This window comes from Streptococcus sp. Marseille-Q7087, from assembly GCF_965111935.1.
On sequence record NZ_CBCOPJ010000001.1, the window covers coordinates 1,616,042 to 1,629,944 of the forward strand.

Annotated in this window: 11 protein-coding genes and 1 pseudogene; 6 read left to right on the forward strand and 6 right to left on the reverse strand. The window is 41.7% G+C overall.

Translation table 11 applies throughout. The features are described from left to right. Nucleotides 1–129: 129 nt before the first annotated feature. The 4 genes and pseudogenes from ACWPVF_RS08385 to ACWPVF_RS08400 all read left to right on the forward strand — a co-directional run bounded on the left by ACWPVF_RS08385 (nt 130) and on the right by ACWPVF_RS08400 (nt 3,238). Nucleotides 130–1,074 carry a magnesium transporter CorA family protein gene (locus ACWPVF_RS08385; protein WP_006149653.1) on the forward strand — a complete coding sequence of 315 codons (945 nt, stop codon included), beginning with the start codon at nt 130–132 and terminating at the stop codon, nt 1,072–1,074. 12 nt (nt 1,075–1,086) lie between these two features. Further along, complete coding sequence (locus ACWPVF_RS08390; protein WP_454385645.1) at nt 1,087–1,761, forward strand: DUF1129 domain-containing protein; 675 nt, start codon at nt 1,087–1,089, stop codon at nt 1,759–1,761. 25 nt (nt 1,762–1,786) lie between these two features. Further along, the gene (locus tag ACWPVF_RS08395; protein WP_004250486.1) at nt 1,787–2,050 is read left to right on the forward strand and encodes a SemiSWEET family transporter; all 264 of its coding nucleotides are present in this window, start codon (nt 1,787–1,789) and stop codon (nt 2,048–2,050) included. Between the two features lie 151 nt (nt 2,051–2,201). Then, nucleotides 2,202–3,238 (forward strand): annotated as a pseudogene (locus ACWPVF_RS08400) (S66 family peptidase). Between the two features lie 44 nt (nt 3,239–3,282). Here the strand turns inward: ACWPVF_RS08400 and ACWPVF_RS08405 are convergent. The 4 genes from ACWPVF_RS08405 to mutL form a co-directional block, all read right to left on the reverse strand. Next, on the reverse strand, nt 3,283–3,966 hold the full coding sequence (locus tag ACWPVF_RS08405; RefSeq protein ID WP_454385647.1) for a CPBP family intramembrane glutamic endopeptidase: 684 nt from the start codon (nt 3,964–3,966) through the stop codon (nt 3,283–3,285). Next, nucleotides 3,967–4,527: a DNA-3-methyladenine glycosylase I gene (locus ACWPVF_RS08410; RefSeq protein ID WP_454385649.1), complete on the reverse strand. Its 561-nt coding sequence runs from the start codon at nt 4,525–4,527 to the stop codon at nt 3,967–3,969. It lies immediately after the preceding gene. A gap of 9 nt (nt 4,528–4,536) precedes the next feature. After that, nucleotides 4,537–5,130, reverse strand: a complete 594-nt coding sequence (gene ruvA, locus ACWPVF_RS08415) for a Holliday junction branch migration protein RuvA (protein WP_061863682.1) — start codon at nt 5,128–5,130, stop codon at nt 4,537–4,539. Nucleotides 5,131–5,249: 119 nt separating this feature from the next. Continuing rightward, nucleotides 5,250–7,199: a DNA mismatch repair endonuclease MutL gene (mutL, locus tag ACWPVF_RS08420; protein WP_454385651.1), complete on the reverse strand. Its 1,950-nt coding sequence runs from the start codon at nt 7,197–7,199 to the stop codon at nt 5,250–5,252. Between the two features lie 334 nt (nt 7,200–7,533). On the opposite strand from mutL, the gene tyrS reads away from it, so the two are divergent. Both tyrS and ACWPVF_RS08430 read left to right on the forward strand, forming a co-directional pair. Next, nucleotides 7,534–8,790 carry a tyrosine--tRNA ligase gene (tyrS, locus tag ACWPVF_RS08425; protein WP_178894448.1) on the forward strand — a complete coding sequence of 419 codons (1,257 nt, stop codon included), beginning with the start codon at nt 7,534–7,536 and terminating at the stop codon, nt 8,788–8,790. 53 nt (nt 8,791–8,843) lie between these two features. Beyond that, the gene (locus ACWPVF_RS08430; protein ID WP_454385654.1) at nt 8,844–9,692 is read left to right on the forward strand and encodes a putative RNA methyltransferase; all 849 of its coding nucleotides are present in this window, start codon (nt 8,844–8,846) and stop codon (nt 9,690–9,692) included. Between the two features lie 70 nt (nt 9,693–9,762). Here the strand turns inward: ACWPVF_RS08430 and glgP are convergent, their stop codons facing one another. Further along, complete coding sequence (gene glgP, locus ACWPVF_RS08435) at nt 9,763–12,021, reverse strand: glycogen/starch/alpha-glucan family phosphorylase (protein ID WP_414308105.1); 2,259 nt, start codon at nt 12,019–12,021, stop codon at nt 9,763–9,765. Between the two features lie 22 nt (nt 12,022–12,043). Beyond that, entirely contained in the window at nt 12,044–13,561 is a 1,518-nt protein-coding gene (malQ, locus tag ACWPVF_RS08440) for a 4-alpha-glucanotransferase (protein ID WP_414308106.1), read from the reverse strand. Nucleotides 13,562–13,903 lie beyond the last annotated feature (342 nt).

Genomic DNA, 13,903 nt, shown 5'->3' on the forward strand with positions numbered 1-13,903 from the left:
AGTCCATTGTTGCTTTCCATTATACCAAAAAAAGTGAAATTCTATTACCAAAAAAGCCGAATTTGTAGTATAATAGTACGGTGTCAAAAATCACTGAAACGCGGATTAGATTAGGAAAGGATAGGAGATATGAAACAAGTCTTTCTCTCAACTACAACTGAATTTAAAGAGATTGATACGCTCCAGCCGGGCACTTGGATCAATCTCGTCAATCCTACTCAAAGCGAATCGATGGAAATCGCCTCGGCCTTTGATATTGATATCGCTGACCTCCGTGCACCGCTCGATGCGGAAGAGATGTCTCGTATCACCATCGAAGATGAATACACCTTGATCATCGTAGACGTCCCAATCACAGAGGAAAGAAATAACCAGACCTACTACGTGACTATTCCCTTGGGGATTATCATCACAGAAGAGGCTATCATCACTACCTGTTTGGAGCCTCTACCACTTCTTGATATCTTTATCAATCGTAGGCTTCGCAATTTCTATACCTTCATGCGGTCGCGCTTCATCTTCCAAATCCTCTACCGCAATGCGGAGATTTACCTAACTGCCCTCCGTTCGATTGAACGTAAGAGTGAGCAGATTGAGAGTCAACTTCACAAGTCTACTCGAAACGAAGAATTGATTGAACTCATGGAGTTAGAAAAGACCATCGTCTACTTCAAGGCTTCTCTGAAGACTAACGAGCGCGTGATTAAGAAATTGACCAGCGCAACCAGCAATATCAAGAAATACCTTGAAGATGAAGACCTTCTCGAAGACACCTTGATTGAAACGCAACAGGCCATCGAGATGGCGGACATCTATGGAAACGTCCTTCACTCTATGACAGAGACCTTCGCTTCTATCATTTCAAACAACCAGAACAATATCATGAAAACCTTGGCCCTCGTGACCATCGTTATGTCCATCCCGACCATGATTTTCTCAGCCTACGGAATGAACTTTAAGGATAATGAAATTCCTTTAAACGGAGAACCGCATGCTTTCTGGCTCATCGTCTTTATCGCCTTTGCTATGAGTGTCTCTCTCACTCTTTACCTCATCCATAAAAAATGGTTCTAAACAGGAGTTATTATGTCACAGATTGATTTAAAAGAATTAACCAAGAAAAACCAAGAATTTATCCACATTGCAACCCAACAATTTCTAAAAGATGGAAAAACTGACGCTGAAATCAAGGCTATTCTTGAAGAGGCCATTCCTCATATCCTAGAAGAACAACCAAAAGGTGTGACCGCTCGCTCAATTTACGGTGCACCAACTCACTGGGCTCACAGCTTTAGCGAAAAAGAACAATACGAAAAAGAACATCCAAAGGAAAATGACGATCCAAAATTGATGATGTTGGATTCAGCCCTTTTCATTACAGGACTGTTTGCAGTAGTTAGTGCCTTGATGAGCTTCTTCTCAAACCAACCCGTTGCCTACGGCTTGGTAACACTTATCAGTGTAGGAGCCTTTGGTGGAGTTGCCTTTTACCTTCTCTATCACTTCATCTACCGCTACTACGGACCAGATACTGACCGTAGCCAACGCCCTCCATTCTGGAAATCACTTTTGGTTATGTTAGCGACTATGTTTGCTTGGGTCTTCATCCTCTTCTTGAGTAACTTCCTTCCACAAGCCATCAACATCAGCCTCCCACCACTTGTTTTGTTGGTAATCGGTGGAGCACTTCTTGCTCTACGTTTCTACCTCAAAAAACGTTTCAACATCAAGAGCGCAAGTGCAGGTCCAGCTAGATATTAAGATAAACAATAAAGGAGAAATATATATGACTAAACAGAGAATTAATCAAATTGTTGGTTCAATTGGTGCCTTTATCGGGATTATTGTATTTATAGCCTACATCCCTCAAATTTTTGCCAATTTACAAGGAAATAAAGCTCAACCTTTCCAACCTTTATCAGCAGCAGTCTCTTGCTTAATCTGGGTCATTTATGGATGGACAAAAGAGCCTAAAAAAGATTGGATTCTAATCATTCCAAACTCGGCTGGGGTTATCCTTGGCGGACTGACCTTCCTTACTGCTCTATAAGAATGCAACTACTATAAAAAGTAACCACATCGAGCGGTTGCTTTTTTGCTTACTTTCGTGATCTAAAAGCCTTTTTCTGATTCTAATTCTTGTTGTTTCCCCTCTTCTTTTGTGATACAATAGCATCAATTTATTTCTAGGAGGATGAGATATGGTTTCTACTATTGGTATTGTTAGTTTGTCTAGTGGCATTATCGGAGAAGACTTTGTCAAACACGAAGTCGACTTGGGTGTCCAACGTCTCAAGGGCCTCGGACTCAATCCTATCTTTTTACCTCATTCACTAAAAGGCTTAGACTTTATCAAGGACCATCCTGAAGTGCGTGCGGAGGATTTGATGCAGGCCTTTTCTGATGATAGCATAGACATGATCCTATGCGCCATCGGTGGAGATGATACCTATCGTTTGCTGCCCTACCTTTTTGAAAATGGCCAACTAGAAAAAGTTATCAAACAAAAGATTTTTCTTGGCTTCTCAGATACAACCATGAACCATCTCATGTTGCATAAACTAGGAATCAAGACTTTTTACGGCCAATCCTTTTTAGCAGATATTTGTGAGTTAGACAAGGAGATGTTGCCCTATAGCTTTCACTACTTTAAAGAATTGATTGAGACTGGTAGAATCTCAGAAATCCGCCCTAGCGACGTTTGGTATGAGGAACGGACTGATTTTAGTCCCAAGGCTCTGGGAACAGCTCGTGTCAGTTATGCAATACAGGTTTTGACTTGTTGCAAGGAAGTGCTCAGTTTGAGGGAGAAATTCTCGGCGGTTGTCTTGAATCTCTCTATGATATCTTTGACAACTCTCGATACGCAGACAGCACGGAGCTCTGCCAAAAGTACAAACTCTTCCCTGACTTGTCAGACTGGGAAGGAAAAATCCTCTTGCTAGAAACAAGTGAAGAAAAGCCTGAACTTGACGACTTCAAAAAGATGTTGCGGACTTTAAAGGAAACTGGTATATTCGAGGTCATCAGAGGACTCTTGGTCGGGAAACCTATGGATGAAACTTTCTATGACGACTATAAAGAGGCACTATTGGATATTATTGATAGCAATATCCCGATTGTCTATAATCTAAATGTTGGTCATGCAACTCCAAGAGCTATTGTCCCCTTTGGAGTCCACGCGTATGTAGATGCAACGGAGCAAGTCATTCGCTTTGACTATAACAAAGAAAGCTGAGATAGAAATCTCAGCTTTTTTCAGTATCGTTACTAGCATTTTCATCACATACTACTGATAACTAAAATGATAAAGTTGAGGCTGTTCCCTAACATGTGAACAAGTAGGGGATAGTAAATATTCTCCTTTTCTTTCACATAAATAATAGAAAAGGCAAAGCCGCCACCCAAGTAATAAATTGCATTGATCCACTCGGATAAATCCAAACTGTGCATATGGATCAGGGCAAAAGCAACTCCAACTAAAGAAATACTCAGCCAAGTTGGTAGACTTTTTCTCAAATTTCTCAATAGTATTTGACGGAATAAGAGTTCTTCCACCAAAGGTCCAATGATGCAGGCGAAAACTGCTATCAGTAGAGGTTGGTCTTGAAAGTTGCTTTGAAGATTCGACTGGTTTAAACCTTGTCCGACTAGCCCCAAAAACTGCTTCAACATCTCTGATACAAATTCAAAGATAGCAGTCATCAGAATGAAAAAGAGCCAGCCTTTTAAAACCCCAAAGAAGAATTTTTTTTTAGTCTTTCTAATCTCATTCCATTGTTGGATCAATCTATCCTTGCACAAGAAAGAGCCATATAGAGCTAATACTACATAGACTAGATATTTTAGATAATTCGCAATGGCAGATGGCATCAAATAAGACAGTAATTTAGCACCATCAAACACAAAGAGAACTGTATAGAGAATTGCAAAAATCAGAATTCCCTTATTTTTGTTAGACATCATTTAATTTCCTTTCCATTCACAATCATTCTCATGGTCATCAACCAGACCTGCAGCCTGTAGAAAAGACAAGACCGCAACTGGTCCAGTAAACTTAAAGCCTCGTTTTTTGAGATCTTTGGATAATTTTTCAGACAAAGGCGTTTTAGCTGGCGCTTGACTGTAGTCCGGGATATCATTAACGATGGTTTTTCCATCTACAAAAGACCAGAGATAAGCATCAAAAGAGCCATAGTGTGCCTGCACTTGTAAAAAGGCCTGGGCGTTTGCTCGGGTGGCAAAAATCTTAGCACGATTGCGGATGATAGCTGGATTATTCATCAAAGCTTCCAATTCTTCATCAGTCATGTCCGCAACATCTTGAACTTGATAGTCATGAAAAGCTTCCCGAAAGGCTTGTCGTTTATTGAGCACCGTTTCCCAAGATAGTCCAGCCTGATAGGTTTCCATGCAAAGCAACTCAAAAAGAGCTTGGTCATCATGGAGAGGTTGCCCCCACTCTTCATCGTGGTAGGCTACATACAGAGGGTTGTTCATTTTAACCCAGCCACAGCGTTCTGGCATAGAAATCTCCTATTTCACCAACATCTTAAGGGCCGACTTGATATAATTCTCTGCTGTATCTGTCGTTCCTTCAAAGAATTTCTTAATTTTCTTGAGCTCTGTTGCCTTGTAGCCCAGTGCCAACATGGCTTCCATAGCCTCTTCCAGTTCTTGGTTGTCACTGCTAGATGGAGCTGTAGTCTTAGCAGGGAGATCATCTCCTGCCACAACCACCTTACCTTCTAGGTCCAGAACCATCTGTTGGGCTGTTTTTTTGCCAATCTTCGGAAACTTGGTCAAGTAGGTAATGTTCTTGGTCTCGATAGCTTGGACGAGGCCAGCATTGTCATCAGCTGCAATGATAGCCAGAGCAGAAACAGGGCCAATGCCAGAGACCGAAATCAAGCTGAGAAAGAGCTTTTTCTCGTCTTCTGAACGAAAGCCGTAAAGCAGATGAGCATCTTCGCGGACAACTTGATGCACATAGATTTGCGCTTCTTGATTGACTTGTCCTGAGTAAGCATAAGGGTTAGCTACATGCAGAATGTAGCCGATACCGTTAACTTCTAGAACGATGTATTTAGCAGTAATTTTGGTAATAATACCCTTTAGATATTCGTACATAATTTTCCCTTCAATTTATACTCAATGAAAATCAAATCTAAACTAGGAAGTTAACCGTAGGCATAACTTTAGTTAGTCAAGGTAAAGCTGACGAGGTTTAGAGAGATTTTCGAAGAGTATTAGTATTTACCTAGTTCTCGTAGGCTAGTGTGATTTTCCTGAATGCGACGGAACATCTTTTCCATGTCTGACTTGGTAAAGTGAACCAAAACAGGACGTCCGTGCGGACAGTTGTATGGGTTGTCACATTGAGAGAGCTGATAGAGGAGTTGTCTAGCTGAGTGATCATCGATACGATGATTGGCCTTGATGGAACGCTTGCAGGACATCATAATCGCCAGCTCTGCTCGGTATTTCTTGATCGAAACTTCCTTAGTCAAAAGGAGCATATCACACATCTCATAGATACCAGACTCGATTTCCTCTTCTGCCATCCAAATCGGATGTTCCCGTAGGATAAATTGATTCTCTCCATACTCTGATAGAAAGACACCAACTTCCTCTAAGAGATACATTCTTTCCTTGAGACGAAGGGCATCATCTGCAGGAAATTCAAAGATATAAGGCACTAGGAGTTGCTGCTGGCTCTGGTCCACATTGCCAATGCTCTCACGGTACTCCTCATACTTAACCCGTTCCTGAGCTGCGTGTTGATCTATGATGTAGAGACCATCTCGACCTTGGGCAAAGAGGTAGGTCCCGTGCATTTGCCCGAAAAATTCCAACTCTGGGAAGCTCGAGGACTCTTCCCGCTCCAACTTATCATAAGCCTTATCCAGACTAGCAAGATCTAACTCTGGATGGTCCAGTTGGTCGTAGCTAGCAGGTTTTCTCTCTGCAAAATGTAGTTTGGCCGACTTGGTCATCTGGTCTAGGGTTTCCTTAGCAAACAGATTCAAATCCTGTTTCTCTTCAGTCAGGTTCACCTGATGGTCTGCTACCTCAGCTTGAGTCGGTCTAGATACTTCTGTTTTTTCATAGTAAAGCGTATTTTCTCTCAGGGGCAAAGTCGTTTGCTCTACTTTTTCACGATTGCGAACGGTAGATTTGGCAAGATTTTCTAAGGCGTCCGGAATCAAGGTCTGTTCCTTGAGACTCTTTGCGATAGCTTCTGAAACTAGCGCCATCAGCTCTCTTTCCTTGGAAATCCGCACCTCTTGCTTGGTCGGGTGCACATTAACATCTGCTAGATAAGGATCGATATGGATGTGAATAACAGCTAGCGGAAAACGCCCCACCATAAGCTTGCTACCGTAACCATCTAAAATAGCTCGATTGAGCAGGAAGTTTTTGATATAACGGCCATTGATAAAGAGACTGATATAGTTGCGATTAGCCCGTGTCAATTCAGGCAATGAGACAAAGCCTGAAATTTCAAAGTCTAGGTCAGAATTTTCAATCTCAACCATCTTTTTGGCACTGGCTAGACCATAGATTCCAGCAATGGCCTGGCGCAGTTGACCCGTACCAGCTGTTCGTGTCATCTCCTTGCCATCGCTAATCAAACTAAAGGAAATCTCCGGATGGGCTAGCCCCAGACGATTAACAATATCAATGATATGAGACAACTCTGCCTGCTGGCTCTTCATATACTTGAGACGAGCCGGTGTGTTGAAAAAGAGGTCCTCCACACAAACCTTAGTCCCAACAGGACTGGTCGCAGGGATGATTTCTTCAACTTCTCCCCCACGAGCCACTAGTTTAGTCCCGTGACTTGCTCCATCCACTGCTGTCAAAAGAGTCAGCACACTAACAGATGCGATAGAAGGCAAAGCTTCACCACGAAAACCAAGAGTCCGAATCCGAAAGAGATCCGCTTGATTCTTAATCTTACTGGTCGCATGACGGCGGAGAGCCAACTCGACTTCATCGTGGGCAATCCCGTGACCATTATCGGTGATTTGGATTTTCTTAAGACCAGCTTCTTCGATCTCAACAATAATCTGGCTAGAGCCAGCATCGATAGCATTTTCAACCAACTCTTTAACTACGCTGGCAGGACGTTCGATCACTTCTCCTGCTGCAATCTGGTTGGCCAAGACTTCTGGCAATTCAATAATATGAGACATCTTTCAGCCCCTTTCTTAACTGTTTTTATCTATTTTTCTGAAAATAATACTCTTCAAAAATCTCTTCAAACCACGTCAGTCTCGCCTTGCCGTATATGTGTTACTGACTTCGTCAGTTCTATCCACAACCTCAAAACAGTGTTTTGAGCAACCTTCGGCTAGCTTCCTCGTTTGCTCTTTGATTTTCATTGAGTATAAGCTAGTGCTATTATACCATATTTCACTCGTTTCCAAAAAAGTCCGAGTAGCAACTTTCTTCCCGATTTTACTAGGTTATTTACTAAGTTTGTGGTAAAATAGGTAGAAACAATATTTTAAAAAGGAGAAAAGACACATGCACATTTTTGATGAGCTAAAAGAGCGTGGTTTGATTTTTCAAACGACTGATGAAGAAGCTTTGCGTAAAGCCCTAGAAGAAGGTCAAGTTTCTTATTATACTGGCTACGATCCAACTGCTGACAGCCTTCACCTAGGCCACCTTGTCGCTATCTTGACAAGTCGTCGTTTGCAGCTAGCAGGTCACAAACCTTATGCGCTCGTTGGCGGTGCTACAGGTCTCATCGGAGATCCGTCCTTCAAAGATGCTGAACGTAGTCTCCAAACAAAAGACACAGTAGATGGCTGGGTCAAGTCTATCCAAGGACAACTTTCTCGCTTTCTTGATTTTGAAAATGGGGAAAATAAAGCTGTCATGGTCAACAACTACGACTGGTTTGGCAGCATCAGCTTCATTGACTTCCTCCGTGATATCGGAAAATACTTCACTGTCAACTACATGATGAGCAAGGAGTCTGTGAAGAAACGTATTGAAACAGGGATTTCTTACACTGAGTTTGCCTACCAAATCATGCAGGGGTACGACTTCTTTGTCCTTAACCAAGAGCACAATGTCACTCTTCAAATCGGTGGTTCTGACCAATGGGGAAATATGACTGCTGGTACAGAATTGCTTCGTCGTAAGGCTGACAAGACTGGTCACGTTATCACTGTTCCACTCATTACAGACGCAACTGGTAAGAAATTTGGTAAATCTGAAGGAAATGCTGTTTGGCTCAACCCTGAAAAGACTTCTCCATACGAAATGTACCAATTCTGGATGAATGTCATGGACGCTGACGCTGTTCGCTTCTTGAAAATCTTTACTTTCTTGTCACTTGACGAGATCGAAGACATCCGCAAACAATTTGAAGCGGCGCCACACGAACGTTTGGCTCAAAAAGTCCTAGCTCGTGAAGTCGTAACACTTGTCCACGGAGAAGAAGCTTATAAAGAAGCTCTTAACATCACTGAACAACTCTTTGCTGGAAATATCAAAAACCTTTCTGTCAAAGAACTCAAACAAGGACTACGTGGTGTTCCAAACTACCAAGTACAAGCAGACGAAAACCACAATATCGTAGAACTTCTCGTATCTTCCGGTGTGGTTAACTCAAAACGTCAAGCCCGTGAAGATGTTCAAAATGGAGCTATCTATATCAACGGCGACCGCATCCAAGACCTTGACTATGTCTTGAGTGACGCAGATAAGTTAGAGGACGAACTCACCGTTATCCGCCGTGGTAAGAAGAAATACTTTGTTCTAACATACTAAAAAACAAACTGGATGCATTTGCCATCCAGTTCTTTTTTTGCTAGACTAAAACTATGAATACAAACCTCAAACCCAAACTCCAGCGCTTTGCTTCTGCTAGTGCCTTTGCCTGCCCTATCTGCCAAGAAAATCTAACCTTGGTAGAAAACAGTCTCAAGTGTGATAATCGTCATTCTTTTGACTTGGCAAAATTTGGCTATGTCAATCTGGCTCCTCAAATCAAGCAATCCGCCAACTACGACAAGGAAAACTTTCAAAATCGCCAGCAAATCCTAGAAGCTGGCTTTTATCAGGCTATCTTAGAAGGTATCTCGGGCATACTAACCACTAACCCATCCGCAAAAACCATCTTGGACATTGGCTGTGGCGAAGGCTTCTACTCTCGTAAACTCCAAGAAGCCCATCCTGACAAGACCTTCTATTCTTTTGATATCTCGAAAGACTCAGTCCAAATCGCTACCAAGAGTGAACCCAACTGGGTAGTCAACTGGTTTGTCGGTGACCTAGCTCGCCTTCCTATAAAAGATTCCAGCATGGATATCTCGCTTGATATCTTTTCACCTGCCAACTATGGAGAATTTCATCGTGTCTTATCCAAGGACGGCATCTTAATCAAGGTTATTCCTACTGAAAACCATCTCAAGGAAATCCGCCAAATGGTACAGGAACAATTGACAAAGAAAGATTATTCTAACCAAGATATCAAAGAACATTTCCAGGAACATTTTAGCATCCAGTCTAGTCAAATCGCTTCCCTGACCAAGCCCATTACAGCAGAACAACGCCAAGCCTTACTCAGCATGACTCCCCTGCTCTTCCACGTTGACCAAAGCAAGATTGACTGGAATCAACTGACAGAGATTACTATCGAAGCAGAGATTCTGGTTGGGAAAGCACTATAAACTAGTCTAAATACAAAAAAACGCATCTATTTAAGATGCGTTTTTGTTTTATAATCTGTTACAAAGAATCTTAGTTCAAGTGCCAGATATCTTCATTATACTGAGCGATTGTACGGTCAGATGAGAAGAATCCTGCTTTAGCAATGTTGACGATGACTTTATCTAACCATGCGTCACGGTCTTCGTAGTCAGCAAGCATTTGCTCTTTGACTTTGATGTAGTCTTCCAAGTCAAGGAGAGTCATGAACCAGTCTTTGTTGATCAATTCGTTGTAAAGACGTTCCAAGCGTTCTTTCTTACCAACTGCAAGAACAGCGTCGCTCACGATGAAGTCAACCAATGGTTTAATAGCTTCACGTGCGTAGAATTCGCTTGATTTGTATGCTGATTTCGCGTAAAGGTCGATAACAGTTTCTGAATCTTCACCGAAGATGTAGATGTTTTCGTCGCCAACCAATTCAGCGATTTCAACGTTAGCCCCGTCCATAGTACCAAGAGTCAAAGCTCCGTTCAACATGAATTTCATGTTACCAGTACCTGAAGCTTCTTTAGAAGCAAGTGAGATTTGTTCTGAGATGTCACATGCTGGGATCAAGAAGCTTGCTGCAGTAACGTTGTAGTTTTCAACCATAACAACTTGCAAGTGTGGAGCTACTGCTGGGTCGTTGGCAATTACTTCTGACAAGCAAAGGATCAAGTGGATGATGTCTTGAGCGATAGTGTAGGCAGGAGCTGCTTTACCACCAAAGAATACTGTGATTGGACGAGCAGGGATGTTACCAGCCTTGATGTCAAGATATTTGTGGATCACATACAAAGCGTTCATTTGTTGACGTTTGTACTCGTGAAGACGTTTGATTTGGATATCAAAGATAGAGTTTGTATTGATTTCCACACCTTGGTGCTCTTTCAAGTGACGAGCCAATTTACGTTTGTTGTGAGCTTTAATGCTTTCCAATTTTTCTTTGACAGCAGCCTTATCTTCGTATGAAAGAAGGTCTTCCAATTTAGAAGCTTCATGGTGCCATTCGCGTCCAAGAATCTCATCCAAGTAGTGAGACAAGCTTGGGTTAGCATGCATGAGCCAACGACGGAATGTGATACCGTTTGTTTTGTTGTTGAATTTTTCTGGGTAGATGTCGTAGAAAGCTTTCAACTCTGAGTTCTTCAAGATTTCAGTGTGAAGAGCTGCAACCCCGTTTACGCTGTATCCGTAGTGGATATCCATGTGAGCCATGTGAACACGTCCGCTCTCATCGATGATTTGAACAGATGGGTCTTTGTATTCTGCTTTAACACGACGGTCCAATTCTTTGATGATTGGTACCAAGTGAGGAACCACTTCTTCCAAGAATTCAAGAGGCCATTTTTCAAGGGCTTCAGCAAGGATTGTGTGGTTAGTGTAGGCAGTCATGCTACGAACGATAGAGATTGCTTCGTCAAGTTCGATACCACGTTCAGTCAAAAGACGGATCAATTCAGGAATAACCATTGATGGGTGAGTATCGTTGATTTGTACAACTGCGTAGTCAGCAAGGTCGTGCAAGTTGCTTCCTTTTTCGATTGCTTCATCGATGATCAATTGTGCACCGTTTGAAACCATGAAGTATTGTTGGAAGATACGGAGCAATTCACCTTGTTTATCGCTATCGTCTGGGTAAAGGAAAAGAGTTAAGTTGCGAGCGATGTCTGTCTTATCAAAGTTAATGCCATCTTCAATGATAGATGAATCAACTGAATCCAAGTCAAACAAACGCAAACGGTTTTTTGTAGCTGTTTTGTAACCAGGTACATCGATATCGTAAAGAGTAGATGTCAATGTAAAGTGTGCAAATGGCACTTGGTAGCTACGGCTTGAACGAACCAACCAGTTTTGGTCAGTCAACCAAGCGTTAGGAATTGTTTCTTGTTGGTTGTTTTTAAGAACTTGTTGGAAAAGACCGAAGTGGTAGTTCAAACCAACACCGTCACCGTTCAAACCAAGTGTAGCGATTGAGTCGATAAAGCAGGCTGCCAAACGTCCCAAACCACCATTACCAAGTGATGGTTCCAATTCTACTTCTTCGATTTCGATCAACTCTTTACCTGCATCAGCAAGTTCTTTTTTAACTTCGTCATAAAGACCAAGGTTAATCAAGTTGTTTGACAAGAGTTTACCAATCAAGAACTCAGCTGAGATGTAGTAAACTTTTTTCTTACCAGTGTTGATTGGTTTTTGGCTGCTAGCAAGTTTGCTGTAGTTAAGAAGAGCAAGGTAAAGCTCTTCGTTACTACATTCTGCGATAGATTTATTGTAACGATTTTGTACAAATTCTTTTAATGGTAACATTTTTGTGTCTCCTGATAATGTCTTATTTCTTTAATTCTACCAAATTTTCATTGATTCGGCGATAAATTGTAGTCAAGTCAAGCAAAGTTTCTTCGACAGCAGGAGTCAATTGTTCCTCTGTCATACGCCATGACCAGTTTCCACCAAGAGTAGATGGGAAGTTCATACGAGCTGAACCATCCAACTCTAGCAAATCTTGCATAGTAGCGATAGTCATAAAGCTTACTGATGCGAAAGCTGTACGAAGCATAGCATGTACTACTGTTTCATATTCCTTGCGGTTTGTATAACGTGCCATGTACTCACGAGTTGGATCGTCGATTTCATTGCGATACCAACCAAGAACAGTGTTGTTATCGTGTGTTCCCGTGTACATAACTGAGTTAGCAGGTGCCAAGTGTGGACTGTCGATGCTTTCGTGCTCTGGGTTGAAGGCAAATTGAAGAACTTTCATTCCTGGGAATCCAGTACGCTCACGAAGCTCGATAACTTCATCAGTCATAAATCCAAGGTCTTCTGCGATGATGTTCAAGTCACCAAGTTCCTCTTTAACCGCTGCAAAGAGTTTGTAGTCAGGCCCTTTTACCCACTTACCAGGTGCCGCTGTTTCAGAACCCGCAGGGATTTCCCAGTAAGACTCAAATCCACGGAAGTGGTCGATACGAACGATATCGTAGATTTTAAAGCTTTCACGCAAGCGTTCAATCCACCATTTGTAGCCATCTTTGTCCATTGCTTCCCAGTCATAGATTGGGTTACCCCAAAGTTGACCATCTGCAGAAAACTCATCTGGTGGGCATCCTGCAATGTGTGTTGCTTTTCCGTTTTCATCTGTTTTAAAGAGGTGTGGATTTGCCCACATATCGCTTGAGTCCTCAGCCACATAGATAGGCATGTCTCCAACGATTTCAATGTGGTTATCGTTGGCGTATGCTTTCAATTTCAACCATTGTTGGAAGAAGAGATATTGAGTTACGCGGTGGTAAACAAGCTTGTCTGCTAATTTCTCACGGTAGCTTTCAAGGGTTGAAGCTTTGCGAGCACGAGCATCAGCATCTGGCCATTCAGTCCAAGCAAGATTGTCAAAATGCTCTTTGATAGCCATATACTCAGCAAAGAGTTCAAGCCATGATTGATTTTCTTGAGCAAATTTTTCGAAGTCTTTGACATCTCCAACTTCAAGGAAACGTTTGACAGCTTTCTCTAAAAGTGGACGACGTGCATAGTAGATTTTAGCGTAGTCAACTTCAGTTGGGTTGCTACCAAAGTCCACACCTTCAAGATCACTTGTTTCCAACAAACCTTGCTCTACCAAAATATCAAAGTCGATAAAATGAGTGTTTCCAGCAAAGGCTGAGAATGATTGGTAAGGAGAGTCTCCGTAGCTTGTTGTTCCCAAAGGAAGGATTTGCCAGTAGCGTTGCTTAGTACGAACCAAGAAGTCAACGAAATCATAGGCGCTTTGACCAAATGATCCGATTCCGTATGCTCCTGGAAGTGATGAGATGTGCATCAACACACCGCTTTGACGTTTTTTCATATTAGCACCTCAAGTGTTTATATTGTTAATTACTTCAATTTTTGCGCAAACGTTTGCGCTACTTAAAGTATAACCCATTTCAAAAAGAAATGCAAGCGTTTTTAGAAAACTTTTTTTGATTTATTTATATAATTAAAAATGAAATTTACTATATCCTCTTCTCTTATCTTGATATTTTTTTCAAAAAAATTGCGCAATCGTTTCCATTTGTCCATTTCCGAACAAGTTTTTCTTAATTATTTACTTTTTCTTCTTATTATATCGACAGTTTTCGGTTTCTCTTAATTTTAAGCTTTTTAAAAATTTTTTAAAAAAACGCTTGCAACCGTTTTCTGTTTGTGC

Bases quoted from the DNA above. Each gene is read 5' to 3' on its own strand.
- ACWPVF_RS08385 (WP_006149653.1), top strand. From the start codon at position 130: ATGAAACAAGTCTTTCTCTCAACTACAACTGAATTTAAAGAGATTGAT.
- ACWPVF_RS08390 (WP_454385645.1), top strand. From the start codon at position 1,087: ATGTCACAGATTGATTTAAAAGAATTAACCAAGAAAAACCAAGAATTT.
- ACWPVF_RS08395 (WP_004250486.1), top strand. From the start codon at position 1,787: ATGACTAAACAGAGAATTAATCAAATTGTTGGTTCAATTGGTGCCTTT.
- ACWPVF_RS08405 (WP_454385647.1), bottom strand. From the start codon at position 3,966: ATGATGTCTAACAAAAATAAGGGAATTCTGATTTTTGCAATTCTCTAT.
- ACWPVF_RS08410 (WP_454385649.1), bottom strand. From the start codon at position 4,527: ATGCCAGAACGCTGTGGCTGGGTTAAAATGAACAACCCTCTGTATGTA.
- ruvA (WP_061863682.1), bottom strand. From the start codon at position 5,130: ATGTACGAATATCTAAAGGGTATTATTACCAAAATTACTGCTAAATAC.
- mutL (WP_454385651.1), bottom strand. From the start codon at position 7,199: ATGTCTCATATTATTGAATTGCCAGAAGTCTTGGCCAACCAGATTGCA.
- tyrS (WP_178894448.1), top strand. From the start codon at position 7,534: ATGCACATTTTTGATGAGCTAAAAGAGCGTGGTTTGATTTTTCAAACG.
- ACWPVF_RS08430 (WP_454385654.1), top strand. From the start codon at position 8,844: ATGAATACAAACCTCAAACCCAAACTCCAGCGCTTTGCTTCTGCTAGT.
- glgP (WP_414308105.1), bottom strand. From the start codon at position 12,021: ATGTTACCATTAAAAGAATTTGTACAAAATCGTTACAATAAATCTATC.
- malQ (WP_414308106.1), bottom strand. From the start codon at position 13,561: ATGAAAAAACGTCAAAGCGGTGTGTTGATGCACATCTCATCACTTCCA.